The sequence below is a fragment of the Pantoea sp. CCBC3-3-1 genome (assembly GCF_007981265.1).
In the GTDB taxonomy this organism is placed as follows: Bacteria; Pseudomonadota; Gammaproteobacteria; order Enterobacterales; family Enterobacteriaceae; genus Erwinia.
Map to the genome: position 1 here is coordinate 1,838,886 of NZ_CP034363.1, position 24,740 is coordinate 1,863,625.

The 24,740-nt window shown below is 50.7% G+C and carries 27 protein-coding genes; 12 read left to right on the forward strand and 15 right to left on the reverse strand.

What is annotated here, in order from left to right; genetic code table 11:
- Window positions 1-321: 321 nt before the first annotated feature.
- Window positions 322-2,499, forward strand: coding sequence for a ferric-rhodotorulic acid/ferric-coprogen receptor FhuE (gene fhuE / locus EHV07_RS08780; RefSeq protein WP_147197042.1), 2,178 nt, complete (start codon window positions 322-324; stop codon window positions 2,497-2,499).
- A 40-nt stretch (window positions 2,500-2,539) separates the two neighbouring features.
- Here the strand turns inward: fhuE and EHV07_RS08785 are convergent, their stop codons facing one another.
- Complete coding sequence (locus EHV07_RS08785; RefSeq protein WP_147197044.1) at window positions 2,540-3,289, reverse strand: SDR family NAD(P)-dependent oxidoreductase; 750 nt, start codon at window positions 3,287-3,289, stop codon at window positions 2,540-2,542.
- 166 nt (window positions 3,290-3,455) lie between these two features.
- On the opposite strand from EHV07_RS08785, the gene EHV07_RS08790 reads away from it, so the two are divergent.
- Both EHV07_RS08790 and EHV07_RS08795 read left to right on the forward strand, forming a co-directional pair.
- Complete coding sequence (locus EHV07_RS08790) at window positions 3,456-4,370, forward strand: LysR family transcriptional regulator (protein ID WP_147197046.1); 915 nt, start codon at window positions 3,456-3,458, stop codon at window positions 4,368-4,370.
- A 194-nt stretch (window positions 4,371-4,564) separates the two neighbouring features.
- Complete coding sequence (locus EHV07_RS08795; RefSeq protein WP_147197048.1) at window positions 4,565-4,924, forward strand: hypothetical protein; 360 nt, start codon at window positions 4,565-4,567, stop codon at window positions 4,922-4,924.
- 106 nt (window positions 4,925-5,030) lie between these two features.
- Here EHV07_RS08795 and EHV07_RS24480 read toward each other — a convergent pair whose 3' ends face one another.
- On the reverse strand, window positions 5,031-5,201 hold the full coding sequence (locus tag EHV07_RS24480) for a hypothetical protein (protein WP_168199605.1): 171 nt from the start codon (window positions 5,199-5,201) through the stop codon (window positions 5,031-5,033).
- 197 nt (window positions 5,202-5,398) lie between these two features.
- On the opposite strand from EHV07_RS24480, the gene EHV07_RS08800 reads away from it, so the two are divergent.
- The gene (locus EHV07_RS08800) at window positions 5,399-5,704 is read left to right on the forward strand and encodes a hypothetical protein (protein ID WP_147197050.1); all 306 of its coding nucleotides are present in this window, start codon (window positions 5,399-5,401) and stop codon (window positions 5,702-5,704) included.
- 77 nt (window positions 5,705-5,781) lie between these two features.
- On the opposite strand, the gene EHV07_RS08805 is transcribed toward EHV07_RS08800, so the two are convergent.
- The 4 genes from EHV07_RS08805 to EHV07_RS08820 all read right to left on the reverse strand — a co-directional run bounded on the left by EHV07_RS08805 (window position 5,782) and on the right by EHV07_RS08820 (window position 8,337).
- A complete protein-coding gene (locus tag EHV07_RS08805) occupies window positions 5,782-6,546 on the reverse strand; it encodes an SDR family NAD(P)-dependent oxidoreductase (protein ID WP_147197052.1) in 765 nt (254 codons plus the stop codon).
- A gap of 160 nt (window positions 6,547-6,706) precedes the next feature.
- Window positions 6,707-7,183 carry a GNAT family N-acetyltransferase gene (locus tag EHV07_RS08810; protein ID WP_147197054.1) on the reverse strand — a complete coding sequence of 159 codons (477 nt, stop codon included), beginning with the start codon at window positions 7,181-7,183 and terminating at the stop codon, window positions 6,707-6,709.
- Window positions 7,184-7,190: 7 nt separating this feature from the next.
- A complete protein-coding gene (locus EHV07_RS08815) occupies window positions 7,191-7,709 on the reverse strand; it encodes an ATP-binding protein (protein WP_147197056.1) in 519 nt (172 codons plus the stop codon).
- 181 nt (window positions 7,710-7,890) lie between these two features.
- Complete coding sequence (locus tag EHV07_RS08820) at window positions 7,891-8,337, reverse strand: PACE efflux transporter (RefSeq protein ID WP_147197058.1); 447 nt, start codon at window positions 8,335-8,337, stop codon at window positions 7,891-7,893.
- 595 nt (window positions 8,338-8,932) lie between these two features.
- On the opposite strand from EHV07_RS08820, the gene EHV07_RS08825 reads away from it, so the two are divergent.
- The 3 genes from EHV07_RS08825 (at window position 8,933) to EHV07_RS08835 (ending at window position 10,316) form a co-directional block, all read left to right on the forward strand.
- Window positions 8,933-9,313 (forward strand): putative holin, encoded by a 381-nt coding sequence (locus EHV07_RS08825; RefSeq protein ID WP_147197061.1) that lies wholly within the window; start codon window positions 8,933-8,935, stop codon window positions 9,311-9,313.
- Window positions 9,300-9,593: a phage holin family protein gene (locus tag EHV07_RS08830; RefSeq protein WP_147197062.1), complete on the forward strand. Its 294-nt coding sequence runs from the start codon at window positions 9,300-9,302 to the stop codon at window positions 9,591-9,593. Before EHV07_RS08825 ends, EHV07_RS08830 begins: the two co-directional genes overlap by 14 nt.
- 522 nt (window positions 9,594-10,115) lie before the next feature.
- Window positions 10,116-10,316 carry a hypothetical protein gene (locus tag EHV07_RS08835; protein WP_147197064.1) on the forward strand — a complete coding sequence of 67 codons (201 nt, stop codon included), beginning with the start codon at window positions 10,116-10,118 and terminating at the stop codon, window positions 10,314-10,316.
- A 21-nt stretch (window positions 10,317-10,337) separates the two neighbouring features.
- Here EHV07_RS08835 and EHV07_RS08840 read toward each other — a convergent pair whose 3' ends face one another.
- Window positions 10,338-10,568 carry a hypothetical protein gene (locus tag EHV07_RS08840; protein ID WP_147197066.1) on the reverse strand — a complete coding sequence of 77 codons (231 nt, stop codon included), beginning with the start codon at window positions 10,566-10,568 and terminating at the stop codon, window positions 10,338-10,340.
- Between the two features lie 333 nt (window positions 10,569-10,901).
- Window positions 10,902-11,147 carry a DinI-like family protein gene (locus tag EHV07_RS08845; RefSeq protein ID WP_147197068.1) on the reverse strand — a complete coding sequence of 82 codons (246 nt, stop codon included), beginning with the start codon at window positions 11,145-11,147 and terminating at the stop codon, window positions 10,902-10,904.
- Between the two features lie 245 nt (window positions 11,148-11,392).
- Between EHV07_RS08845 and EHV07_RS08850 the strand changes: the two genes are divergently transcribed.
- Window positions 11,393-11,800 carry a hypothetical protein gene (locus EHV07_RS08850; RefSeq protein WP_254446324.1) on the forward strand — a complete coding sequence of 136 codons (408 nt, stop codon included), beginning with the start codon at window positions 11,393-11,395 and terminating at the stop codon, window positions 11,798-11,800.
- A 111-nt stretch (window positions 11,801-11,911) separates the two neighbouring features.
- Here EHV07_RS08850 and EHV07_RS08855 read toward each other — a convergent pair whose 3' ends face one another.
- Together EHV07_RS08855 and ldcA are read right to left on the reverse strand one after the other, a co-directional pair.
- Window positions 11,912-12,574 carry an MBL fold metallo-hydrolase gene (locus EHV07_RS08855; RefSeq protein ID WP_147197071.1) on the reverse strand — a complete coding sequence of 221 codons (663 nt, stop codon included), beginning with the start codon at window positions 12,572-12,574 and terminating at the stop codon, window positions 11,912-11,914.
- Between the two features lie 16 nt (window positions 12,575-12,590).
- Window positions 12,591-13,511, reverse strand: coding sequence for a muramoyltetrapeptide carboxypeptidase (gene ldcA / locus EHV07_RS08860; protein WP_147200575.1), 921 nt, complete (start codon window positions 13,509-13,511; stop codon window positions 12,591-12,593).
- A gap of 291 nt (window positions 13,512-13,802) precedes the next feature.
- Between ldcA and emtA the strand changes: the two genes are divergently transcribed.
- Window positions 13,803-14,426 (forward strand): membrane-bound lytic murein transglycosylase EmtA, encoded by a 624-nt coding sequence (emtA, locus tag EHV07_RS08865; RefSeq protein ID WP_371419669.1) that lies wholly within the window; start codon window positions 13,803-13,805, stop codon window positions 14,424-14,426.
- A gap of 35 nt (window positions 14,427-14,461) precedes the next feature.
- Here the strand turns inward: emtA and EHV07_RS08870 are convergent, their stop codons facing one another.
- Complete coding sequence (locus EHV07_RS08870) at window positions 14,462-15,379, reverse strand: ribokinase (RefSeq protein WP_147197076.1); 918 nt, start codon at window positions 15,377-15,379, stop codon at window positions 14,462-14,464.
- 12 nt (window positions 15,380-15,391) lie between these two features.
- Window positions 15,392-16,270, reverse strand: coding sequence for an SIS domain-containing protein (locus tag EHV07_RS08875; RefSeq protein ID WP_254446325.1), 879 nt, complete (start codon window positions 16,268-16,270; stop codon window positions 15,392-15,394).
- Window positions 16,271-16,525: 255 nt separating this feature from the next.
- Here EHV07_RS08875 and EHV07_RS08880 point away from each other — a divergent pair, with 255 nt between their 5' ends.
- A complete protein-coding gene (locus EHV07_RS08880) occupies window positions 16,526-17,488 on the forward strand; it encodes a sugar phosphate isomerase/epimerase (RefSeq protein ID WP_147197078.1) in 963 nt (320 codons plus the stop codon).
- An 88-nt stretch (window positions 17,489-17,576) separates the two neighbouring features.
- The gene (locus tag EHV07_RS08885; protein ID WP_147197080.1) at window positions 17,577-18,812 is read left to right on the forward strand and encodes an MFS transporter; all 1,236 of its coding nucleotides are present in this window, start codon (window positions 17,577-17,579) and stop codon (window positions 18,810-18,812) included.
- 110 nt (window positions 18,813-18,922) lie between these two features.
- On the opposite strand, the gene EHV07_RS08890 is transcribed toward EHV07_RS08885, so the two are convergent.
- Complete coding sequence (locus EHV07_RS08890; protein ID WP_371419670.1) at window positions 18,923-19,663, reverse strand: flagellar brake protein; 741 nt, start codon at window positions 19,661-19,663, stop codon at window positions 18,923-18,925.
- A gap of 183 nt (window positions 19,664-19,846) precedes the next feature.
- On the opposite strand from EHV07_RS08890, the gene EHV07_RS08895 reads away from it, so the two are divergent.
- Window positions 19,847-20,095 (forward strand): GlsB/YeaQ/YmgE family stress response membrane protein, encoded by a 249-nt coding sequence (locus tag EHV07_RS08895; RefSeq protein WP_147197084.1) that lies wholly within the window; start codon window positions 19,847-19,849, stop codon window positions 20,093-20,095.
- A gap of 55 nt (window positions 20,096-20,150) precedes the next feature.
- Here EHV07_RS08895 and EHV07_RS08900 read toward each other — a convergent pair whose 3' ends face one another.
- Complete coding sequence (locus tag EHV07_RS08900; RefSeq protein WP_147197086.1) at window positions 20,151-22,262, reverse strand: TonB-dependent siderophore receptor; 2,112 nt, start codon at window positions 22,260-22,262, stop codon at window positions 20,151-20,153.
- Between the two features lie 200 nt (window positions 22,263-22,462).
- A complete protein-coding gene (gene treA, locus EHV07_RS08905; protein ID WP_147197088.1) occupies window positions 22,463-24,130 on the reverse strand; it encodes an alpha,alpha-trehalase TreA in 1,668 nt (555 codons plus the stop codon).
- Window positions 24,131-24,740 lie beyond the last annotated feature (610 nt).

Sequence of the window (24,740 nt, forward strand, 5' to 3'; positions counted from 1 at the left end):
TGATAAAAAGAATGAGAATCATACGCATTAACAAAATCTAAGTAAATGCAACATTCGGCGTTGGATGACTATTTTGTTGTTAGCTCGCTGCCCGTCACACGGCGGCGTAACGGTCAGAGAAGGCTGTAATAACAAATTGTTACATCTTAAGTGCATAACGCTGGCGACGTCTGTAAAGCAAATAATTATCATTCTGATTCTCATCAGTCGCCTGTTACCTGACCGATACCTAAGCGTGCGGGTGTGCGCGGGATGCTGGTGGCAGGACAATAACAAAAGAAGCGCCTTGGGCTGCGTATAACAAACAATCAAAGGGTTTTTATGTCTTTTAAAAGCAGGGAAGGCGACGCGGCGGGACGCACGTTGACCATTAAACAGACCTTCACCGTTTCGTTACTGACGCTGGCCATTCAAACCGTTATCCATCCCGCACACGCTGCGGCGATTGATACCACGACAGCAGCACAGCAAGATATGGTCGTGAGCGCCAGTGCGGATAACAGTGCTGAGCAGCAGGACTATGCGGTTCAAACCACCCGTGCAGGAACCAAAATGCTGCTCACGCCACGCGATGTCCCGCAGTCTCTCAGCGTGGTAACGAAACAGCGTATGCAGGATCAGAATTTACAATCGGTAGGCGAGGTGCTGGATAACACCACCGGCATAGCCACCGAGGTGATTGACAGCGAACGCTCTTCCTACTTTTCACGCGGTTTCCAGATAACGAACTTTACCTTCGATGATATCCCGACCTCGGTCAGCGATACGTGGAACTTTGGCGATGCAGGTTCGGATACCGCCATTTATGACCGTATTGAGGTGGTGCGCGGCGCAACCGGGCTGATGACCGGCGCAGGCAGCCCGGCGGCTTCCGTCAATATGGTGCGCAAGCAGGCGGACAGCAAAACGTTTACCGGCAATCTGGATGCCAGCTACGGCAGCTGGAACAAACAGCGCTACGTGGCGGATGTTTCCGGGCCGCTGAATGAAGAAGGCACCGTGCGTGGCCGCGTGGTTGCCGGTTATCAGGATCAGGACAGCAAGCTGGACCGTTATCACAAAGGCAAAAAATTTCTGTATGGCGTGGTGGATGCGGATATTACCGACAACACCACGGCCTCACTGGGCTACGACTATCAGGAAAGCAATACCGGCAACCCGACCTGGGGCGGGCTGCCCACCTGGTATAGCGACGGCACGCGCACCCATTTCAACCGCAACACCAGCGTTGCCGCCGACTGGACGCATTACAATCTGAATTCGCGTAAAGTTTTTGCCACTCTTTCCCATAATTTTGATAACGGCTGGAATTTCCGCCTCAACGGTACGCATGCGGAAGAAACGTTCAACGACAAACTGCTTTATATCGAAGGCTTCCCGGATGCCGAGACGGGCGAAGGCACCACCGGTTTTGGCAGCCGTGACCGGGGAACGCGCAAGCTCGATTCTGTTGATACTTACGCCAGCGGTCCGTTTGAACTCTTTGGGCGTCAGCATCAGCTGATGGCGGGCGTCAGTTACAGCCGTCAGCACAACCAAACCTACAGTGAAGATGGCGAGCTGGACAGCGAGCAGATGGGCAGCGTGAACAACAGCTGGAGCGGCGAAGTCGTTGAGCCACAGTGGGGCGACTGGTATCAGAACGCCGATGACGTAGTCCGGCAGAAATCTGCTTATACCGCAGCACGTCTCTCGCTGGCCGATTCGCTCTCTTTAATTGCAGGCGTACGCTATACCCAGTGGAGCACGACCGGCAGCAGCGGCGACATGCGGAAAAATAATCTGACCCCTTACGGCGGTCTGGTTTATGACCTTAACGACACCTTATCGGCTTACGCCAGCTACACCTCTATTTTCCAGCCGCAAACGAAGCGCGACAGCAGCGGCGGCTACCTCTCGCCGGTGACCGGAAAGAACTATGAAACCGGTTTGAAAGCCGACTGGTTCGATGGCCGTCTGACGTCAAATTTCGCCGTGTTCCGCATTGAACAAGAGAATGCTGCCCAGACGGATGGCAATAATTTTGTTAACAACAGCAGTGAACAGGCCTACGTGGCTACAAAAGGCGCGGTGAGCAAAGGAGCGGAATTTGAGTTAAACGGAGCCGTAACCGATAACCTGCAAATGACGTTTGGCGCGACTCGCTACGTGGCGAGAGATTCTTCAGGCCGCTTTAACAGCAATATGCCGCAAACCTCATTCAAGCTGTTTGGCCGTTACCGTCTGCCGGGGCTGCCAGATCTGACCATTGGCGGCGGTATGAACTGGCAAAACCGCACCTTCCAGGACGTCACCGGCCCTGATGGCGAGACGCAGCGCGTTTACCAGAGCAGCTATCCGCTGGCTAACCTGTTTGCCCGTTATCAGGTTACTAAACAGCTGGCGGTGCAGGCTAACGTCAACAACCTGTTCGATCGCACCTACTATTCCTGGCTGAGCGACTACGCGGTCTATGGCGAAGCGCGTAACTATTCTGTGAATCTTTCTTATTCGTTCTGAGCCAGCTCCCCGACCGGCGTCGGGGAGTCCTTTCAGCGGCTTAAATCTGTGCCAGACCACCATCGACGAAAAGCTCTGCTGCGTTGATAAAACTGGCGGCATCAGAGGCAAGAAACGCCACAACCGTGCCAACTTCCTTCGGTTCGCCCAGGCGACCAAGCGGAACCTGAGCCGTCAGCGCATCGAACAGACCCTGTCGGCTCTCTTCGGCGACCAGCCCTTCCAGACCCGGCGTACGAATCGGACCGGGACTGACCACATTGACGCGGATCCCACGATCTTTTAAATCCAGCGCCCAGCTGCGGGCAAAGTTGCGGACGGCAGCCTTGCTGGCACTGTAGACGCTAAAACCTGCGGTACCCTTAACGGAAACGGTCGAGCCGGTAAGAATTACCGAGGCGTTATCGACAAGCAATGGCAGCGCTTTCTGCACGGTAAAAACCAGGCCGCGCACATTGGTGGCAAAAATCGTGTCAAAATGCTCTTCGGTAATGGCACCCAGCGGCGACAGATCCCCGCCGCCCGCGTTGGCAACCAGAATGTCAAAGTGGCCGACGCTTTTGGCAATCTGCGCGTACATTGCGTCCAAATCACCGAGCTTAGAGACATCAGCACGAATGCCGGTTGCTGCGGAGCCAAGAAGGGCGACTGCCTTATCGAGTTCCTGCGGACGACGACCGGTGATAAAGACTTTTGCGCCCTGAGCAATCAGCTCTTTAGCCGCTGCCAGACCAATACCGGTGGTGCCGCCGGTAACCAGAGCAACTTTTCCACTTAATGGATTATTCATTTTCATTTCCTCGTCATTAAACGTTGATTTCAACCCCTGAAAGACATTGCCACGCTCTACAGGGCATGAAAGAACAGTAGTCCTGAAACCGATGCGGAAAAACGGTGTAAAATGAAAATGACTATTCACACAGGTGGATAATCGAATCTCTAACCCGGAGTGAGATATGGATCAGTTAATGGCGATACGGGCTTTTGCCCGCGTAGTGGAAGCGGGAAATTTTACGCGAGCCGCAGATTCACTCACCATGCCTAACGCTACCCTGAGTAAGCTGGTTCAGGAGCTGGAAGCGCATCTTGGCGTCCGACTGTTGCAACGGACAACCCGGCGTGTCACGGTTACGCCGGAAGGGCAGGAATATTATGAGAAAACCTCGCGTATTCTGCGGGATTTGGAGGATATCGACGCCTGCTTTGATATTGCGCGGAATAAGCCGAGCGGGCAGCTACGCATCGATGTGGGCGGATCGATGATGCGCGACGTGCTCATTCCCGCGCTGCCTGAGTTTGTTGCGCGCTACCCTGATATTTATCTCACGCTTGGCGTCTCGGATCGTGCCGTCGATTTGATTGGCGACAATATCGACTGTGTGATCCGTGGCGGCCCGCTAAATGATTCTTCGCTGATCGCTCGGCATATTGGTTTCGCTACGTTGATAACCTGTGCTTCGCCCGCCTATCTGAAGCTTTATGGCATTCCGGCTTATCCGGAAGAGCTTAAAAACGGCCACCGGCTGGTTAGCTATCTTTCACCGCACAACGGCAAAGCCTTTCCGTTTCGGTTTGAACGTGACGGCATCAAAACTGAAATCAAAATCGATCAGCGTATGGGCGTTAACGAGAGCAATGCGCATCTGGCGACAGCGATTGCCGGCCTGGGGATTATTCAGACGTTTACTTATGCAGCTAATGCCGCATTGCGTGATGGCCTGCTGGTGGAAGTGATGCCGCAATGGCGGCCTGCCGCTTATCCTTTTCACGTGGTTTATCCACAAAATCGACACGTAACGCAGCGTCTGCGGGTATTTATTGCCTGGCTGCTGGAGGCTTTTCCAAAAAAGCTGGCAGGAGATAATCAGTAAAACAAATTTTGTGCCGAAGAAATCTGATAACGTGACGGGCAGTCAGCATTATCTGGTAAATAACCCCATTCTATTTAATAATAAACGCCGTTCATTTTTCAAAACATTGTTATTTATTGTTCAAGGATGCTCATTCGTTGAAAAAAACCGATGTTAAACGACTACATTTTTTGCAGCAGGTCAAAAGAGACCCGTTGAAACTGATATTTTGCCTGGGGACGGTTTTTTTCTTCGCGATATTCATCACCAACATTTTGCCGCTTTTCTCCCGCGGTAATGGTCATGGCGGGCTGATTGGGATCGTTGTCGGCATAGTTTTTACTTATCGCTACAGCAGTATTTCGCAGATAAAACTGACGGAAAACCAGCAGGCGTTTATACCCGTACTAAAGAAATACCGTTATCAAAAAACAGACAGTGGCTATTACCAACCGCCGGGACTGAAAATCCTGCAATTTCGTTCCCAGCGTATTTACCTCGACAGGCAGGGGGAAAACGTTGTGGTAACCGGCCCCTGGTATGTTCTGCAAAAAATACAAAAAGCACATCCCTGATGGTGGATCGGGTGGGTTGAAGCGGGTTATCTGATGATTACTGGCAGGCTAAAGGTCGGATATTTAACTGACCTTTAGCCTGAAAAAAGCGAAAAGATGTGGCCGGTTACGACTGCGGCTGTCCTACCGGACCCGCGCCTAAGGTGCCGCCGGGTGCCTGCTGACCGCCTGGCGCATGAGGACGTCCATCGTTACCGACGGCACTACTGCGATGCATACAGCCTGATAAGGCAACAACGGCTAAAACAGCAATAAGACCTTTAGTGTAATGCTTCATACGATATCCCCCGGATTAAAAGTGAAGTAACGAAATAAAGCGTAGTCAAAATTTCATTTAATTCAAGGCTGAAGCATTCGTTCATTAGCAGCAAGCGCGTTACGCATCCACTATTAAGACGAATGTCTCATTAGCAAAAGGTTATAAATTCATCTATACAAAGAAAGCGTACTTCACTTTTCTTATTTGAGGCCGATATGGTACACGCGAAAAACGGATTTTATGCTGGATTAGCGGTTTGTTATTTTCTTACTGCGGGACTGGCGGTGGCTAAAGAGCCAGCAGAATTAACCGATGCCGCAGTAAAGCAGCAAATTATCGATGAGTCAGTAGCGGATTATTCCGGCGCCTGCGCCTGTCCCTATAATTCAGCGAGAAACGGCAGTCGCTGCGGTGGGCGCAGCGCATGGAGTAAGCCTGGCGGCGCATCACCCATTTGTTATAAAAATGAGGTGACGGCTGAAATGGTTAAGGCATGGCGCGAAAATCATCGTAATGAATAGGGCGATATAAAAGCCCTGGTTGATCTTCGCGCCGGATACCTGGTCAGGACAACGCAACGTTGTCCTGACCGGTAGGATCAGGCCTGCTTTGGCTGACCGTTAGAGGCGGTAATTCCGCCATCGACCGGCAGATTCACGCCGGTAATATAACGCGCATCGTCACTGGCGATAAAAGCGATGGCATCAGCAATATCTTCTGGTTGGCCTGCTCGCGCCAGCGGGATCCGCTCATAGAATTTGTTCAGCAATGGCTGATTATCCTTCATCTCTTCCGTTAAATCGGTAAGCGTAAAGCCCGGGCACACTGCATTAACGCGAACGCCATCGGCGCCGTAATCCATTGCCAGCGAACGGGTAAAGTTAGTGATAGCCCCCTTCGCTGCGTTGTAGACGCTCATTCCCCAGTCGCCACCCAGCCCGGAAACAGAAGAGATGTTCACGACGTTGCCTTTGCTTTTCAGCAGCGCGGGCATGAAGTAGTGGACGCAGTGGAAAACCCCATCCAAATCCACCTTCATCAGGTTTTTCCAGTCATCCAGGGAGACTTCATGAATTCGTCCCTGCACGATCACGCCAGCGTTATTAAGCAGAACGTCAACCTGACCATATTTTTCCAGCACCTGGCGTGACAGAGCCTGTACCTGTTCCGCTTCACCCACGTCACACGGGGCGACAAGGTGATTACCCTGAGGCAATATTGCCAGCGTTTTTTCCAGCTTCTCTTTTGTACGCCCTACCAGCACCACCGAAGCGCCTTCGCTGGCAAAACGTTTTGCGGCCGCCTGGCCAATACCCGATCCTGCGCCGGTCACGACAACGACTTTTTGCTGAAAACGAGCCATTTTAACCTCCTGTTGCATGTTAACTGTTACCGATAACTTTGGCAGTCTCAGCCGGAAGCGCAAGGCAAAGAGAAAGGGTTTTTAATTAAATTGCTGATAGTAATAGGTTTTTTAGCAAATCATAATGTAAGCAGATTTAACGGAGGAAGGACAGAAAACCTTATTCAGGAAGATCGATTACCATCTTCATGCAGGCCAGCTCACCCGCCATGGCCGAGTGATAGACGGCTTTTTTAACCAGCCGAAAGCCCTGATGCTGATAAAAGCGCCAGGCGTTCGGCGTTGAAGCCAGGGTTAAGGTGGTAAAACCGCGCGCCAGCGCTTCTTGTTTAATAGCCTGCAAAATAGCGGTGGCATAGCCAAAACCCATATAGTCGGGCAGGGTAAAAATCGCTTCTACGCTGTGCGCTTGCAGATCCAGAAAGCCCGTTGCTACCGGGATCGCCTGATCCGGCGCATCCGTCACAAAAAAAGGGTTTTGGACGATCGCACTAACAAAACCCGGCGGCATCTTATCCGGCGTCCAGGCCGCTACTGCTGCATCACCATAGGCTTCACGACAGCCTCCCCGGATAGCCAGGTTACGTATGCGCCATAAGGCTTCGGCTTCTTCCGGTCGCGCGCGTCGGGTTCTCATGCCTTCCTCACCGTTTTTCTCCACTGGCATCATAGTAAATGATGGAAAACCCTTCGTCAGGCTGAGGCGTGACAAAGTAGCGACTGATTAAATCGTACTGTGCTTCGGTAGCCTCAAAATCATGCTCACCGTTTTGATTTCTGGCGAGAAGGCGTGCTTTACAAGTGGCATCGGGCACATTAAGAAAGTGCAGCCTGTGATGGCAGTTTGACGTGATAATGATGTCTTTGATGGCTTCGCGGTGGGCGAGGGTATTGGCCGGGAAATCAAGCACCACCGAGACGCCAGCATTCAGTAAATCAGTCAGGTGCGGCTTTATCGCTTCCCACAGTCGTGCGGAACAATCAACGTAATCTGCAACGCTGGTCATCCTGTCAGCGTAGAGCGCTGCCAGCCAGCGATCTTCGCTTAACAACACGGTTAGCGGCGCGTTGGCCAGTTTTCTGGCCAGAGTGGATTTACCGGAGGCGATTTTCCCACAGAGCAGATGAAGCATGGCGGGTTGTTGGCTGAAATGGTGTGACATACAGGCACCTCTTTCGTTACCGACACGCAAAATTATTCTTCGCGATGTCGCAAAATGAAGGTCGCGATTTCGAACAGCATATCTTCAACTTTTATCATCAATGGGCTGGAGGTAAACACCCAAAAAATCAGCAGTACTACGACTAAAGCAAGGCACACGTACAAAAGGCCTCGAAGCATTGTCAGTCCTCGACTATCCTGGTTCTGTTGATCCAGTAAAACCGGATAAAATCATACAGATAGTTAAATGTTATCGTGTACGGAAGAAAAAACGCAACCAGACCAATCTGCAAAAAAAAGGCTTTCATTAACGAGATACTGAACCACCAGCTCGCCACCGGCATCAGCACGCTGATGAGGCCCGCTTCAAAAAGCACCGCATGGATAATCCTGACGTTCAGGGTTCTTTTGAAACCTTTTCGCTGCTGAACTCTGTCAAAAACACGATTAAAAAGGCCGTTCCACAGCATGGCCGTCGCCGCTGACAATGCCGCCAGGACGGCTGATTTTGTGACGGGTACCGACAAAACCAATGATAGTCCGACAGCAATAATTATGTTAGCTAATACCTCGAACAGAATGGAGTGAAAAATGCGTTCTTTGAGGGATTTATTTAATTCGACTTCCATTTAGCTGCTCCAAAACTGTCGTTAGTTATCGCGATTCACGCAAAGCCATTTAGCGGATTTTTGGGGGCGTCAGCGTAGCAGCGTGGGATGAGACAAACGTTGTTTCACGTCATCGCAGCTTCCAATAAATTTTGCTTTTCGGCCGCACGGCCAGCTTTATAAGATAGCCATCAATGCTGAAGTGCTTCGCTATAACGCCATAATCTGTCGACAGCGACGGGGAAAAGTTGATAAAAACCTGGTCATATCCGTTGCCGTTCTGACGGCCCGCTGCGTACGCGTATCGCGGCCGTCAGCCAGCCGCTTACCCTGACAGCGGCAGAGACTGCTGTGGCGCAGGAAGACGCCATTCTTTTATCCAATATAAAGAAAGCTATCAGGGCGGATTATTATTGCACCATACGAAAATATGCGGTTATTAATTCCGTAGAATCAGCTCCATAAATAATTTTATAAAGCGCTCACGCGTACGCAATTAGCAGGCTAAGGTAATAACATCAATCACTACATTACGGTGAGATGGCTTTTTTGCCCGGCCCTGCCGGGTTTTTTGTTTCTCAAATGCTGAGAAGACGCTGAAGCAAGAGGGGGCTCTATGTTCGTTCATGAGATTGCAATTAGCATTGGGGCAGTATCTTCATCAGGAGCGAGTGTGGTGAGCCATTTAGGAGGCATAAATTACAGCGTGCTGTTTGGTGCATTCGCCGGGGCTGTTTTTTATGTCGCGGGCGCAGCCGATTTAAGTTTGCTGGTGCGGGCGGCCTATTTTATCGTTTCCTGGATTGTCGGGGTTTTTGGAGCCGGACTGGCCGGGGCTAAACTGGCCGATCTTTTAGGCTATAGTGAACACCCGCTCGACGGTCTGGGAGCCGTGCTGCTGTCTGCATTGGCAATCAAAACGTTAACTTTCTTTAGTCAGCAAGATCCCGGATCCTGGCTGGCGCGCTTTAAAGGAGGTTTCCATGGTCACAAGTGATCCGCTGGTTATCACCAACGTTATGACGTGTTCAGCCATTGCGCTGCGGATAATGTTTTTCCGTAAGCCTGGCTCACATCATCAATGGTGGGCTTCATGGCTGGCCTATCTGCTCGTCATTGCCTATGGATCGATCCCATTCCGCTATTTTTTTGATCATTACGATCATACAAGCTGGTCATCACTGCTCATCAATTTAATTATTGGTGCAGCGGTGTTTCGGTCAAAAGGTAATGTGGCGGTAATTCTGGCAGTACTACGTCCTCCGAAGAAAAACTGAAGGTTCCGCAAGGTCTGTAGGTGACAATTCGTCTGTTAACTCGGTTATAAAGTGGATCTGTCAACCTTTGTCCAGGTCTTGAATCTGGCTCCTCCCGGGGTGAACGTCTGCTGGTTTCTTTCCACGGATTTAAAGCGCGGCAATGACCATACAGACCTTGCGGAAGAGTGGTACTCAAAATTTTAACAACATTTTCTGCTGATTTTTCACGGGCGCGCCCCGCTAAAGGTTGTGTTTTTGTTAATTTAAATTAAGTTAAATGTTATTGGTGGTTATCGGAGCATTATGAAATATATGGCTTTTTGATCGTTTCCCGGTGGCAAGTAGCCTATCCTTTGGGATTTAACCGACTATTTATGCCAGGAATATTCTGCTTTTTTCTCTTTGTAAGCCTTATTCAACCGAGTTAGCCGTGTTTTACAGCTAAAATGCGTAAAAAAAGCGCGCACGGTGAAATCAAGGGTTGAGCTGGCAGCGCTTTCATCCGTAAAATAGGGCCAAAATTCAAATCGGGAGAATTCTGTGTCTGAAGCTGCGTCCATTGCACAAAGTCTGGAACGACTGGAAGAAGCGAAAAATATCGCTTTAGGCTGGCGAATTGTGGGTCAAATGGAGCCTGAGTCGCTGGAGGATGCCATCCAGATGTTGCGGGACGGTTCAGCCTATGCGGCACAGGTTTATGAGCTGCTTTACACCGAAATCAGCGAGCGCTCCAAAGCGTAATAACGCCTGAGATCGGGCCGTTTATGTCAGATTAACGGCCCGATAAGAAGCCCACTGCTCCCAGCAGTTCAGCGGATCGATATCACTGTATCCGCGTGAGGGTTCTAAATGCCGCGCAATATCATCCGGTACAAAAACACAGGTCGCATTATCACGTACCTCTTCCACTTCCTGCTGTGTTAACAAGCTTCCCTTCTGCCGTTCCGCTCGTATCAGCAATGCTGCCAGCGACGGGATAAAAACAATCGTCATGCTCACTTCCTCTGCCTCTTCCGCTTTCAAAGATCTTCGGCCTTGCGGTAAAAAACTTTAGGCAAAGCAACGCTTGCGGCAGGAAAGGGGAGAGGACCGGACTCACTGGTGCAGTGTATTGTCAGAAAATCGTCAGGAAAGCGTCAGAAGCCGGTGAAAGATATCAGGAAAGATTGAGTTTCAGGTAAAAAAATGCCCGCAAAAGGAACATTACGGGCCAACACCAGGGAAACTTAATGATTAAATTCTGGCATGCTGGCCGCAAAATGCAAAGAAAAAAAGACAAAAAAACCGCGTTTATTCAGTTAATTTGCTGAAGGAATGCGATCTGATTCAAAATTCTTCAGAGATCAACCACTGGTCGGCTTCATCGAACATTTCTTCAATAATTCTCAACATTACTGATTTGTCGCTTTTGCTGGCATCGGTTTTTACGCCATTCGCCTGCATTGGCTTCACTTTCACTTCTGCATCAGGAAAAACGCGCTGAATACGCTTTTCCAGCTCGCTTAAAATCAGCTGCTGCGCATTGGGTAAGCCAGCAACGTTACGCTTATCATAAATCAGTTCAACAAACATGAGGGGATCCTGGTTAAAGATGCTGGATAAAAATACAGTATTCTCGCCGCGTGTTCAATGAAAATTCTGTTCAGGGGGCAGCAAAATGGCTTATCTGGCAAGGCCTCACGGCGTTGCGCCATTTATCCTGCGGCAGTCCAGGGATGTTCCGATTGTCAGGCGGCGGCGAGAGGGGCAGGATGTTGCGCCAGGCATTTCGTCTGCCATAAGCCAATTTATAAGAAAATAACGGGAGTAACCTGCTCATGTATCGCCTGATCGCTGCTGGAAGCCTGCTTGTCTGCACCACTTTCGCTGCCTGGGGATCCGACGCCTCGCTGCCTTTACTGAACAGCAAGTTCCAAATTACCTGCCCTGGCCGCCCAACCATGACCGTCAGTAACGCTCAGTATGGGCTAACGACGGTGATGTGGGCAGGCGATCACTTCCAGATTGCTTCCGGCACGCAGCAGTCAAAAACCGACAACGGCGACAAAGTGTCTATTGTGCTGTTTCGCAATGGCGATCAAATGATCGTCAATAAAACGGACAGTGAAACTTTTTTCTCCTACAGCGGTGAAAAAAATCTGGTGTCGTGTAACCGGACAGGCGAGCGGGAAAACAGCACTGTCACCTTGCAGCGTACCGATGCCAGCGGCAACGTCGAATCCTGATGGCTTAATAAGCCATTATAAAGATCTTATGCCTCTTATACTTACTCGTTCTTAATGCGGTAGCGGTCATGCGCAATAATCGCATTTTCGTTGGGCTGCCCCGTCCAAAGGTTACTCTCCTGGCCGCTGGCGTAAATCCAGCGGGGTGTTTTCCGCTTCATCCAGTAACGCCAGCCATTCCCGCATGGTCACTTCCTGCCAGGAGAGATGCCCGGTCGTCGTGCCCATCAACACCACATCCGGTCGCAGCGCCCGGTAAAACTCCAGCGTCTTTTTTAAATCAGCTTCGTTACTTTCCGGCACCCGCACCGTGACCCAACGATCGTGATAAAGGCTGATGGTATCGCCAACGAACAGGTAAGTTTTGCCAAAGGGAGAAGCATACAAATAGGTGGTGCTACCCGGCGTATGGCCCGGCGTCGGGACGACGTGGAAGCTGCCACAGTGAACTTCCGCCTGGTTAAACGTATCGTCTGCTTCGGCGAAGGGGCTGATCGGTCCCAGCGCACGATTGTGGCAATAAAGCGCTGAGTTAAAACGCTGCTGTAAAATACGTGTTCCCGGGCCGGCTTCATGCCAGTGGGTAAGATAGTGACGAATGATGCCGCCAAGGTCATCAATCGCCTGGTGATCATCTGGATTTTCAACTCTTGAAATCAGTAAGTTACCCCGGAGATGCGCGAGCAAAAAACCATGCATCATCCGTTCTGGATCCTGTTCATCAGGTGGAAACTCCGGCGTAGAGACCCAGAGATCCTCATACAACTGCTTCATGCGTGCTCCCTGAAAATTAACGCAGCGTAGGATGACCTGATAACGTCAGCGAACCGGCTGTTCCATTCACCTGTAAATGCCCTTGCGCACCCAGCGGCAGCGTCACGGTATTCCAGTGATGACCAAATTCCAGCCCGGTAACAATCGGCAGGCCGGTTATCTGCCGTATCAGTGTCCACACGCTGTCAAAATCGTAGCCGTTATCGTATTCGGTGAGTTTTACACCGGTGAAGCTGCCGGTGACAATGGCTTTCTGCCGCGCCAAAACGCCCTGTTGAGCCAGCTGTAACAACATTCGCTCAACCCGGAACGGATGTTCATTAATATCTTCTATTACCAGGATGCCATCCTGAATCTGCGGCATCCAGGGGGTTCCTGCCAGTGAAGCGAGCATGGCCAGATTGCCGCCCCATACCGTTCCGCTGACGGAAACTTGTTGCGGCTCCGTTTGCCACTCCAGCGTTAATTTAGGCGAAGTCAGGGCGCGCCAAAAGTGCTCAATGGTGAATTCAGACAATGTCTCAGCGCCAAAATTACCGGCAAGCATCGGGCCGCTAAAAGTGAACGCGCCCTGTTGCAACAGCGCCATCTGAATAACCGTAAAGTCACTGTGGCCACAAATTGCCATCGGCTGCTCACGCAGGCGGGCGGCCAGCCGGGCGCTGTCGAAGTGGGGAAGCAAGCGGGTCGCGCCGTAGCCACCACGCACCGGCATCACAATATCTGCCTGTAAATCCTCTTGTGCCAGATCCTGTAAATCTTGCAGACGCGCACTGTCACTTCCGGCGAAACGGCTATCGCGACGAGAAATGACCTGCACGTTGTTGATTTTATGACCCTGATCGCGCAGGCGCTGCACGCCAAGCTGCGCGGCCTGCTGATTTTGACAATAGCCGGAAGGAGCGATGAGATGAAAAGAACGTGGAGAAACGGACATAATATTCACTTTATTCGCTCCATTGGTTAAAGATTAGCCATGTTTCAATAAGATCCTGTAAGAGGATGAGTAAGCTGTTCGCCTCTGGTCGCGCCGTAGCGAATTTTTGACGTCCCAAAGTGAATTATTTTATGTCACTGACGGTCCAATACGCCTGATGATGACGAAAAGGTTGGCTGAAGTCATCAGTACTGGCGTGAAATTCAGAGTTACGGTAATTTTTTCCAGGCAGGTAGCCGCTATGATAAAGCGCGAGGCTAAGGCTCAGAGGAATAATATAGCGTGAGAAGCGTGAAAACAGTTGCAATATTAAGTGTGCTTTTGCTGGCAGGGTGCGCCAGCCAGTCACACAAACAGGCTAACAATCAGCAGCAAACGCCATTAACTAAAGCGCCGCCGCACAAAGTCGCACAGGCCTGGTCGCTGTTTACAGAGGATGCAGCACACAATTACGGCATCGATCAGAAACTGGTAGATGCGATTATTTCGGTCGAATCGGGCGGCAATCCAACGGTAGTCAGCAAGTCGAATGCCATTGGATTGATGCAGATTAAAGCTTCCACCGCAGGGCGTGAAGTGTATCGGGTGCAGGGACGTCACGGGCAGCCAACGAACTCAGAGCTGCGCGATCCGGTGAAAAACATCAACATCGGCACGGCATACCTGAAAATTTTGCAGGAACAGCCGCTCGCAGGCATCCGTAACCCGGAAACGCTACGCTACGCCACGATAGTCTCTTACGCCAACGGGGCTGGCGCACTGCTTCGCACTTTCTCGCGTGACAGAGATCGGGCTATTGCCATGATCAACGCAATGACGCCGGAAGAGTTTTATCAGCATGTGCAAAACAAGCATCCTGCGGCGCAGGCACCGCGTTATTTGTGGAAGGTCACGACGGCTTACCGCACCATCTGATGTTATCCGGCATGCCTCGCATGCCGGTTCGCTTTTCAGGCTGGTGTAACGTGACAGGCACCCTGTACATCACTCAATGCAGGAAACGAGCTTTGCCCGCCATATTTTTGCACCGAGAGTGCGCTCACGCGTGAAGCAAAACCGATGGCATCCTGAAGGGCGTTCCCCTGGACGATGTTATAAGCCAGTGCGCCAATAAATGAGTCGCCAGCACCGGTGGTATCCACAACCTGCTTGCAGGGCGAGGCCGGAAAATGCTGGAGCAGCGACGCTGACTTCACCACCGATCCTTTTTCTCCCAGCGTGATGATGACCACGCCGTTAATTTTCTCAAACAGCTGTCCGGCAGCACGGCGAGCGGCTTCAACATCGTTCACCGATTCACTCGTCATCAATGCGGCTTCGGTTTCATTGATCACCAGGTAATTGACCTTCTTCAGCACCGCCTCAGGGATATGCCGCGCAGGGGCATTATTCAGCAGCACCGGGCAACCGTACACAGAGGCTTGTTCAACGACATCATTGACGACGCTTTCTGGAATTTCAGATTGCAGGATCACCAGCGGAGCATGCTGAAAAAAGGCCGGGCTGATATCGTTACTGCCAATAAGATAGTTAGCGCCTTTGATGATGGTGCTGCAATAGTCACCTTCACTCAGGATCTGAACGATACCTACGCCTGACGTACCACTGCGTTTGATATTGGCGGTCTGAACACCGTGTTTTTCCAGCGACTGGATAAGCTCCTGACCATAGAGGTCCTGACCGACACAGCCAACCATATTCACCCTCAGCCCCAGGCGAGCGCACTGAACGGCCTGATTAGCGCCTTTTCCCCCGGGCATCGTCATCAGCGCATTACCGGTAAAGGTTTCACCCAGCTGCGGTAAACGATCCTGCTGAATAAGAATATCGTAATTTAAACTACCGACGACCAGCACATCATATTGCATAATTTCCCCCGGTTAATCAGACGCTCTTTTGGTTAAAATAGAATTTCGTGTTTTTTGCAGATTCGACTGGCTTAACTGACTACGCTTATGGGCGACAACCGTGAATAATGCATCGAGGATAGTTAAATGCACGATACGGGTTGATGCATTTTCACCGGTAATAGGGTTATTACGTACGGCGGAAACCAGCGCGTAATCTGCCATGCGGCTTAGCGGGCTGTTAAGATAATTGGTCAGGCAAATCGTTTTTGCCTGATTGTCTTTTGCCGTTTTCATCATATTAATAATGTCGGTGGTTTTCCCGGAATGCGAAACGCCTAACAGTATATCTTCTGGCTGCATTAACGAAGCCGCCATTTGCTGCAAATGGGAATCGTGATAAACGTTAGCAAAAATTCCAATCTTCAATAATTTATGATGGAAGTCGTCACAAATTGCCCCCGACCCTCCACAGCCTGCAAGAATAATTTTTCGTTGCCCCTGTCCGTTGGCTATTAATTCAACGACCTGATTAAAAGTCTCCATATTGACCGTCGCCAGCGAATCCTGAAGCGCAAGGATAGCGCTGAGAAAAGACTCTTCAACAATCGCCCGGGAGCTGCCGCTCTGTTCAGGGAAGGACTGAAAGTAGTCGTCGTCGCGATCGACAACAATAGCCATATGGCTTTTCAACTCATGAAAACCGGTAAAGCCTAATTTCTTGGCGACTTTAGTAATACTGGAAACGCTAACTTTTAAGAACTTCGACATGTCGGTTATACAGGTCTTTGCCAGCGTATCCGGATTATTCTCAATAAAGCGCGCGATAGCTCGTTCTTTTTTACCTAAAGAGGGCGCTAACGTTCGTGCCAGAAGCACAATTTCATTACCATTGAGTTTTTGCTGAATCATTTTTAAGTTCCGTCAAAACGTGGCGAGCCGTTGCAGTATTTGACAGTAGCACAGCCGCTGCACAGGAAAGTGTTAACTGGCTCACAATAAAAGTGTTAATTTTACTCATCTATTTTACTCATTTTACTAAGAGTAAAATTATGACCGTTAAAAACTCACCTTAAAAAAACTTTCGGTAACGCTTTCATATTCTGCTTTCCTTTTTTAAGCGGTGGTTCATAGAATGTTTCATCGCTATCACACCGAGGAAAGAATATGAAATTTTCATCCAGAATTAACTCTTTTAAATCACGCCCTGATTTATATGGCGGTCAGGATAAATTAACCACGCTGGATTTAATTAAGCGTATGGCTACGGTAAAAGGCCTGACGCATATTGAGCTGAATTACCCTGAGCATTTTATTAATCAGGACGTTGGCCAAATCAAAGAAACCATTGCCGCCGTTGGACTGAAAGTGGGCGGTATTGCCTTACGCTATCAGAATGATTTTGCCGAGGGCGAATTCAGTAACCCGGAGGCGGCCCTGCGCGAAAAAGCCGTGCAGATTACGCTTGAAGCGGCTGAGGTTTGTAAAATACTTGGCGGAAACACCGTGACGCTGTGGTTTGCCAATGACGGTTTTGATTATCCCTTCCAGCTGGATTACACCCGTGCTTACGACAACGTAGTGGCGTGCCTGCGGCGCGTTACCGCTGAACATCCGGAGATGACGTTTAGCTTCGAATATAAGCCTTATGAACCGCGCACGTTTTCACTGATTGGCGACGTGTCGTCCACGCTGATGCTGATTGACGATGTTGGCGCGCCCAACCTGGGCATTACGCTCGATTTCTGTCATATGATCATGAAAAAAGAGAATCCGGCCTTTTCGCTGTTTTTATCAGCGCGGTGCAACAAGCTGGTTGGCTTTCATTTGAATGACGGCTACGGACATTTTGATGATGGTCTGATGCTGGGTTCGGTACATCTGATGCAAACGCTGGAATATATCTATTATGCGAAAAAAGTGAATTTCGACGGGCTGGTCTATTTTGATACCTTCCCAAGCCGTGAAAACCCGGTGGCGGAATGTGAACAAAATATCAGGATGTATCAGCTGCTCGCCGGCTATATCGACAAGCTGTCCATCAATGAAATCGAATCTATTATCCAGTCGCAGGATGCCATCCGCGTACAAAAAATGCTGCTGTCGCTGATTGCAGGCAATAACGAATAACGGACTCCGCGCGGCGCTTTACGATCTGACTCTCTACCTTACCGATATCTTTCCGCCAGCGTAACGCAGGTTACGCTGAGGAGGCGCTATGTTAGAAAAAATGGGTTTACCCGCCAACTTGTTCTGGGGATATGTTGGCCTGACGTTGTTTATGGTCGGCGATGGCGTCGAACAGGCCTGGATCTCCCTCTATCTGGTCAGTAAAGGCATGAGCGTCTCTGGCGCGTCGTTTTTGCTGACCTTTTATGGCATCACCGTCACGCTGGCCGCCTGGTTTTCCGGCGTGCTGGTGCAAACGATGGGACCGCGAAAAGTGATGCTTTGGGGGCTGGCCACCTTCTTTATTGGCAGCATCGGCTTCATTGGTTATGGCCTGCCGCAGATGAATATGGCAGTGATGTTGCCGTTTTACGCCATTCGTGGCATTGGCTATCCGCTGTTTGCCTATTCATTCCTGGTGTGGATTAACTACAGCTCTCCGCTTGAAAAGCGGGCGACGGCGGTGGGCTGGTTCTGGTTTACCTTCTCGCTGGGGCTGAGCGTCATCGGCCCCTGGTTTTCATCAGTGGCGCTGCCGGTGATGGGCGAAATGAAAGTGCTTTGGGCTGGCGTGATATTCGTGGTGGTGGGGGCGTTTCTCGCGGTGGTGGTTAACCGTGATAAGGTGCCGCCGGATGAAATCCATCCCTTTAATCTGCAAGAGCTGATGACGGGGATTACCATTCTGCAACGGCCCCGTATTGCCATCGGGCTGGTAGTGAAATCGATTAACGGCATTGCCCAGTACGGTCTGGCGGTATTCCTGCCGCTCTACCTGATGGATTTCGGCTACAGCAAAACCGAATGGCTGCACATGTGGTCGGCGGTGTTTATCGTGGCGATTTTTGCCAATCTGTTTTTCGGCTTTTTTGGCGATAAATTTGGCTGGCGGAATACGATTATGTGGGTTGGCGGCGTCTGTTACGCGTTGGTATTGATGCTGGTGTGGCTGGTGCCGCAGATGGCAGGGCATAACTTCTGGCTGATGACGTTTGTGCTTTGTTTGTGCGGTATTACCATGGCTGGCTATGTCCCGCTTTCGGCACTGTTCCCGCTGCTGGCGCCGGACAATAAAGGGGCGGCAATGTCGGTGCTGAACCTGGGGGCCGGATTAGGTGCGTTCCTGGCGCCTGCCATTGCGGGCGCTTTTTACGGAAGCTGGGGAGCGGGCGGAGTGCTGAGTATTTACGCCGGGCTCTATATTCTCAGCGCCGTACTCACGCCGTTTTTGAAAACGCCGGAAGAGTTGAAAGGCGAAATGGTGTTAAAAGATCGGATTATCTGATTGAAACAGGGGCGTCCATGGCCCAGGACGCGTTGTTCCAGGCCTGTGCTCCCCACGCTTTGAGTTTGTCATCAGTCTGCACAGGGCCGCTTAAGCGGCCCTGATTGTTGTTACTGGAAGCGGGTCGCTTTCTCGCGAGCAAGCCTTTCCAGCGAAAAAATAACCTGTTGCAACAGCCGTTCCTGGGCAAAATTCAGCGTTAAAAAGCGGAAGCTCAGGCGGGGCGTTACCACGGTTTCATTTTTATTGCCCACCACGCTGCGCTGACCGACGTTGATCAGATTCGCATCCACTTCAAAACGGCCATATTCCCCCAGCTCAACACGCAGGTTTTTGAAGCTTTCCCCACCCTCCAGCGTTTCCGGGATAGGGGAATCGCTGAGCACGCCGATGCCGCCCAGCGAGAGATCTTGCAGACGCATCCGGCCTTCGCCGCTGCCGTCCGGCCACTTGACGTAGCAGTAAAAAATAGGGTCGAGCGGGGCGGAAACGCGGAAATATTCACGCCGTTGGATCATCAAGAGTTCGTCGGGCAGACCGGCACCAAACGCGGGCAGACCGTCATAGCGCTCTTCTTCCAGTTTGCTCAGGGCGAACTCGACTTTTGCACCGTGGGTTTCGGCCGTCAGATGCAAATCGGCGGTTTCCAGCGCAAGCTGGTTTTCGTAATCATTACTGCCCAGATCGACAACCAGACGTTCTTTATCGGCATACAGCAAACGGGTGATAAACTGACCGCGGGCATGGGAAACCATAATGGGGGTCTGACTTTTTAGCAGATTTTTTAAAACTGCCAGCACGGCCAGCGGACCGCGCTTGAGATACTGTTCTTTGTCTTCTTCTTCTTTCACATTCGACTCCAGTTGAATGTCAAAAAACGCGCGCCTGGCGGTGATACGACCAATTATCGGCATTCACACGTGACGCTTTAGGTTTTTTAAAAAAAAATTGAAAAAAGTTTGGCTTTAAATCACGGAGTTAGAATCTTGCTCTATACTCTTTGCGTCTGATTTTAACAAACAAAGGAGCAGTAAATGGGTATTTTGTCATGGATCATTTTTGGTTTGATTGCCGGGATCATTGCTAAATGGATTATGCCAGGGAAAGATGGCGGTGGTTTTATCATCACGGTAATCCTGGGTATTGTCGGTGCCGTAGTAGGCGGTTGGATCAGTACTTTAGTCGGATTTGGTAAAGTTGATGGTTTCAACTTCGGCAGCTTTATCGTTGCGGTGATCGGTGCCATCGTGGTGCTGTGGATCTACCGTAAAGTCAGAAGCTGACCTGCATAATATTTGAATGAGGGAGACGAATGTCTCCCTTTTTTTTGCCGCGAAATCAGAAATCATAGCCAACGGTAGCCACTACCGAGCGTTCTGCGCCCCAGTAGCAGTAGCCCGTGCCGTAACAGGCCGAGACATACTCTCTGTCGGTCAGGTTATTGGCGTTTACCTGCACCCAGGCACCTTTCAGGCGGCTGTTCCAGGCAGAAAGGTCGGCGCGCACCGAGGCGTCAAATAGCGTAAAGGAGGGCAGACGAGTGGTGTTTTCATTATCTGCCCACTGCTTACCGATGTAACGCACGCCAGCGCCGATGCTGATACCGTAATCCAGCTGGTATTTTGCCCATGCAGAAGCCAGAGAGTTCGGCGTGACGTAAGGCGTGTGGCCATCATTACCGTCCGTCGCATCTTTGTAACGCACATGATTCAGCGTGTAGCTGGCCAGCGTACTCAGCCTTGGCGTTAGCTGGTTGTGTGCTTCCAGTTCAATCCCCTGCGAATGCACTTTCCCCACCGGCTCATAGTAGGAGAACTGAACGTTGCGGCTTCCGACATTTTTCTGCGTCAAATCATACAGCGCCAGCGAGTAGAGATCGGCACTGCCCGGCGGCTGATATTTCAACCCGGCTTCATACTGCTCGGCCGTCGTGGGTTTCAGCAGGTTCTGATCGGCACCGGAAAGCGACTGCGGCGTAATCGCCTGACTGTAGCTGACATAAGGAGAGAGGCCGTTGTCGAAAGCATAAAGCAGCGCCGCGCGTCCGCTAACGTGATCGTCCTGACGGCGGTATTTTGTATTGGCTGAGTTATCTTTCGTCTGCGACACGATGCGATCGTAGCGGCCTGAGACATCCAGATGCCATTTTTGCCAGATCATCTCATCCTGTAAGTAAACACCCGTCTGATAATAGCGTCGTTGCGAATCTGAGAACGGATTACTGACAGCCGGCCCAACGGCCTCGCCGGTTAGCGCATTCAGCTGATTCGCATAGCCGCTGGCATCGCTCAGCGTGTTTTTGTATTGATGATATTCTGCGCCCAGCACGACGGTATGCGTCACGTCGCCCGTAGCGAAATCGGCTTCCAGCTGATTATCCAGCGCAAACGCATCGAGAGAAGAACGTGAGCCGGAGTAATAACGGTTAAGCAGATCGGGGTTCGCGCTATCCCAACCGATTTGGTAAACCTGATCGAGATCGACGTTCGAATGGGTATAACTGGCATTAGAGCGGAAGGCCCAGGTGTCATTAAAGCGGTGGGCAAATTCCAGACTGTAGAGCTGTTCGTGACGTTTAAACCGATCCAGCGAACTGTCACCGTCGTAAAAACCGTTGCTCAGCTTGCGGCCGTTGTGTTCAGTGATGCTGCCGTCACCCGGCACCGCACCATGGTAGCCGCCAGAGGGATCTTTCTGTAAATAGGCGCGTAACAACAGCGAGGTATCTTCATCCGGCTGCCAGAGCAGGGAGGGTGAAAGGGCATATTTTTCTTCACGCGTATGATCGTACTGCGTATCGCTGTTGCGGGTAATACCCGTCAGGCGGAATGCCCACTGGTCGTTAATCGCATTGGTGTAGTCAAAGCCGGTGCTGTTGCTGTTATTGGTTCCGGTCGAAGCGCGGAAATGACCTTCCTGACTAAATTGCGGTCGTTTCGAACTCTCCATTACCAGACCGCCAGGCACTGTCTGACCATACAGCGCCGAAGAGGGGCCTTTGATGACGTCGATGCGTTCAAGGAACCAGGGATCGACCTGCAACACGTTATAACTGCCGGGGTCGCTCATCAGACGCAAACCGTCTAAAAAAATGTTGTCGACGTCGCCACCATGAAAACCGCGTAATGACACCGTATCGTAACGCGTTGCCGCACCCGCGAAGTTAGTAAATGCACCTGCCGTATAATTCAGCGCCTGATTCACATCCATAGCGCCCTGGTCTTCCATTTGCTGACGAGTCACCACGGAAACGGACTGGGCGGTTGTAATCAATGGGCGATCGGTTTTCATCGCGCCCTGGCTGGTTTTGGCGGTATAGCCGAGGGTGGGCGTTGTGGCGGTTTCAGTTGGTTCGGCAGTCACCACCAGGGTTTGAGCCGCAAAAGCAGGTGAAGCCAGCGCGAGGGTACAGAGGAGGACGGAACGCTTTTGAGTAAAAGACATTCTCATTATTTTTCCCTTCAGAGTGCGGATAAATAAAACCCGTCTACGCCAGATTACCGCGCAGTAACGGAAATGTAAGGATTATGATAATCGCAATGAGAATTATTATCTTTTCTTGCAAGGCAGGCAATCGGTGATTTTTCCGATAATTTCCGGCCGAAGAAGGGAAACGCGTTTTCAGGCGGCGCTGAGCCGCCTGAAAAGGGTTATTGACCTTTAGGGATATCGCCCACGTTATTGCAGACCACCCCTTTCGGACAGTAGAGATCCATCAGTTTTAGCGTAACGCCATTGGTCCAGCCAAAGCCGTCCTGCAACGGATATTCGCCGCCGCCACCGCCGCCCAGACCTTTACCTTCCACCACGTATTTCTCTACCAGCTTGTGTTCCTTGTCATAAGTCTGCTGCACATTTTGCAGAAAACGCATGCCAATATCTTTTGCCAGCGCCTGTTTGCCGTAATGATTCAAACCTTCAACTGCCGCCCATTGCAGCGGCGCCCAGCCGTTCGGTGCATCCCATTGCTGACCATTATTGATATTGGTCGTCACCAGGCCACCTTCTTTCACCAGATGGGTCTGTACCGCGGTTGCGGTGCGGTTAGCCTGATCCTCGGTGGCAACCTGAAGATAGAGCGGGAACAACGTGGCTGCCGTCAGCTGAGAGCGCAGGGTCGCTTTCTGCCAGTCATAGTCTGCATACCAACCCTGTTTATCGTCCCAAAAATAGCGGTTGATCGCCTGCTGACGCTTGCTGGCCCGCTCATCAAACTGTTTTGCGGCATCACTATGCTTAGCAACGGTATTGGCGTGTGCCAGCGTCTTTTCCAGATGGAACATCAGGGCGTTCAAATCCACCGGCAGGATCCGCGTGGTGTGTATAGATGAAATATCGTCCGGTTTGGTAAACCAGCGGGAGCTGAAGTCCCAACCGGAAGCTGCGCCAGCACGCAAATCACGATACAGTTCAGCTTTATTTCGCCCGGAGGCTTTGTCCGCTGTAGCAATATCATCCATATAAGATTCGGTACGCGGTACGTCACGCGCATCCCAGTAACGGTTCAGCAACGTGCCATCTTTCAGTTTTACCAGTCGCTTACTGGCCTGACCGTTCGTAACCTTATCCGCATCGGCCATCCAGTAGTCGTACTCTTTCTGCAACTGCGGCAAATATTTGCTGTAGACGCTCTCTCCCTGATGCTGTGCCAGCAGATCAACCATCAAGCTGAAAAAGGGCGGCTGGGAGCGGCTGAGGTAATAGCTGCGGTTGCCGTTAGGAATATGGCCATATTTATCGAGAAGGGACGCAAAATTGTCCACCATATCCTGCACGCGGTCCCAGTGGCCGCTTTCAGCCAGGCCTAACATGGTGAAATAGCTGTCCCAGTAATAGATTTCCCGAAAACGACCGCCGGGTACTACGTAGGGTTTGGGCAACGGCAGCAGGGAATCCCACTGGTTAGCCTGAGTCGCCGAGCGGGTCAGCACCGGCCACAGGCCATCAATATGCTCACGCAGGCTCTGACCGGCAGGCGGCACGTAGGTTTCACCTGCCACCGGCAGCGAAAAATTAGCATTTACAAAATGATGCAGATCGAAGTTGCGCTGCTTCCGTTGCATCTGCCAGTCGGCAAGGATCGAGCTCGGATTAAATTTTGGTACAGCATCCGCGAAGGTTTTTTGGTCAGGGTAAAGTTTTGCCGCCTGTACGGCGTGAAACAGTGGCCCCAGACGAATATCAGGTGGCTGAGGCGCATCGCTCAACATACGTTGCTGTATTTCAACAGGGGCCGCCCAGGCTGGCTGAGCAATTGCAACGGCCAGCAACGGCAGTGCCAGCGCGGCTTTCCATTGAGTTTGCTTAACTCTCTGCATCAGTAGTTCTCCCTCTTCCAATCGGATGATCTGTAAGTTATTGACCCTGAAACAAACTTTAGACGACATTTCACCCTTTGTGGTGAAACTAGCGGGAAATGTGATGCTATCCGGGTTTTGCCCGGCGATATTTATGTCGTCAAAGCAGCCTTCACAGAAGGCGCTCAGTCAGTTTATTTGCCATGCGTAATAATAGGGTCTTAAGCGTATTAAGACGAAATTACGCATATTTTGACTATTACTGTTAATGCAGTGAGGTTAAATTCCGATTAATTAGTTACATGAACCTTTTTTTGGTGCTAATTTCCGAATAAGGATAATTTTAGAGAAAATGGGCATTTTACCCGGCGCTTAACACTGAAATGTAATTATTCATTAAGGGGTTGTGTTACTTAAAGCGCCAATTAAAAATTTCTGTTGGAACAATGTTTCCAGATGGGGTTAAACCGTTTGTAATAATGCGGGGGGCGGTTTATTATCGCAATATTAACTATCATGCTGATAACGCTGTTTTCTTTATCAACGCAGGTTGATTTTATTTTTTGTCGATCGGGTTTGTCACAGGAGTGCCACAAAAATAGCTGGAAAGTGAGTAGTAAATTTTAAGGTA

Excerpts from the sequence above, each read along its gene's own strand:
- EHV07_RS08900 (WP_147197086.1), bottom strand. The coding sequence starts at position 22,262 with ATGAGAATGTCTTTTACTCAAAAGCGTTCCGTCCTCCTCTGTACCCTC.
- EHV07_RS08885 (WP_147197080.1), top strand. The coding sequence starts at position 17,577 with ATGTTAGAAAAAATGGGTTTACCCGCCAACTTGTTCTGGGGATATGTT.
- EHV07_RS08815 (WP_147197056.1), bottom strand. The coding sequence starts at position 7,709 with ATGTCACACCATTTCAGCCAACAACCCGCCATGCTTCATCTGCTCTGT.
- EHV07_RS08830 (WP_147197062.1), top strand. The coding sequence starts at position 9,300 with ATGGTCACAAGTGATCCGCTGGTTATCACCAACGTTATGACGTGTTCA.
- EHV07_RS08820 (WP_147197058.1), bottom strand. The coding sequence starts at position 8,337 with ATGGAAGTCGAATTAAATAAATCCCTCAAAGAACGCATTTTTCACTCC.
- EHV07_RS08895 (WP_147197084.1), top strand. The coding sequence starts at position 19,847 with ATGGGTATTTTGTCATGGATCATTTTTGGTTTGATTGCCGGGATCATT.
- EHV07_RS08785 (WP_147197044.1), bottom strand. The coding sequence starts at position 3,289 with ATGAATAATCCATTAAGTGGAAAAGTTGCTCTGGTTACCGGCGGCACC.
- EHV07_RS08825 (WP_147197061.1), top strand. The coding sequence starts at position 8,933 with ATGTTCGTTCATGAGATTGCAATTAGCATTGGGGCAGTATCTTCATCA.
- EHV07_RS24480 (WP_168199605.1), bottom strand. The coding sequence starts at position 5,201 with ATGAAGCATTACACTAAAGGTCTTATTGCTGTTTTAGCCGTTGTTGCC.
- EHV07_RS08840 (WP_147197066.1), bottom strand. The coding sequence starts at position 10,568 with ATGACGATTGTTTTTATCCCGTCGCTGGCAGCATTGCTGATACGAGCG.
- ldcA (WP_147200575.1), bottom strand. The coding sequence starts at position 13,511 with ATGTCCGTTTCTCCACGTTCTTTTCATCTCATCGCTCCTTCCGGCTAT.
- EHV07_RS08800 (WP_147197050.1), top strand. The coding sequence starts at position 5,399 with ATGGTACACGCGAAAAACGGATTTTATGCTGGATTAGCGGTTTGTTAT.
- EHV07_RS08855 (WP_147197071.1), bottom strand. The coding sequence starts at position 12,574 with ATGAAGCAGTTGTATGAGGATCTCTGGGTCTCTACGCCGGAGTTTCCA.
- EHV07_RS08880 (WP_147197078.1), top strand. The coding sequence starts at position 16,526 with ATGAAATTTTCATCCAGAATTAACTCTTTTAAATCACGCCCTGATTTA.
- EHV07_RS08805 (WP_147197052.1), bottom strand. The coding sequence starts at position 6,546 with ATGGCTCGTTTTCAGCAAAAAGTCGTTGTCGTGACCGGCGCAGGATCG.
- EHV07_RS08810 (WP_147197054.1), bottom strand. The coding sequence starts at position 7,183 with ATGAGAACCCGACGCGCGCGACCGGAAGAAGCCGAAGCCTTATGGCGC.
- EHV07_RS08870 (WP_147197076.1), bottom strand. The coding sequence starts at position 15,379 with ATGCAATATGATGTGCTGGTCGTCGGTAGTTTAAATTACGATATTCTT.
- EHV07_RS08845 (WP_147197068.1), bottom strand. The coding sequence starts at position 11,147 with ATGTTTGTTGAACTGATTTATGATAAGCGTAACGTTGCTGGCTTACCC.
- EHV07_RS08790 (WP_147197046.1), top strand. The coding sequence starts at position 3,456 with ATGGATCAGTTAATGGCGATACGGGCTTTTGCCCGCGTAGTGGAAGCG.
- fhuE (WP_147197042.1), top strand. The coding sequence starts at position 322 with ATGTCTTTTAAAAGCAGGGAAGGCGACGCGGCGGGACGCACGTTGACC.
- EHV07_RS08850 (WP_254446324.1), top strand. The coding sequence starts at position 11,393 with ATGTATCGCCTGATCGCTGCTGGAAGCCTGCTTGTCTGCACCACTTTC.
- EHV07_RS08875 (WP_254446325.1), bottom strand. The coding sequence starts at position 16,270 with ATGATTCAGCAAAAACTCAATGGTAATGAAATTGTGCTTCTGGCACGA.
- treA (WP_147197088.1), bottom strand. The coding sequence starts at position 24,130 with ATGCAGAGAGTTAAGCAAACTCAATGGAAAGCCGCGCTGGCACTGCCG.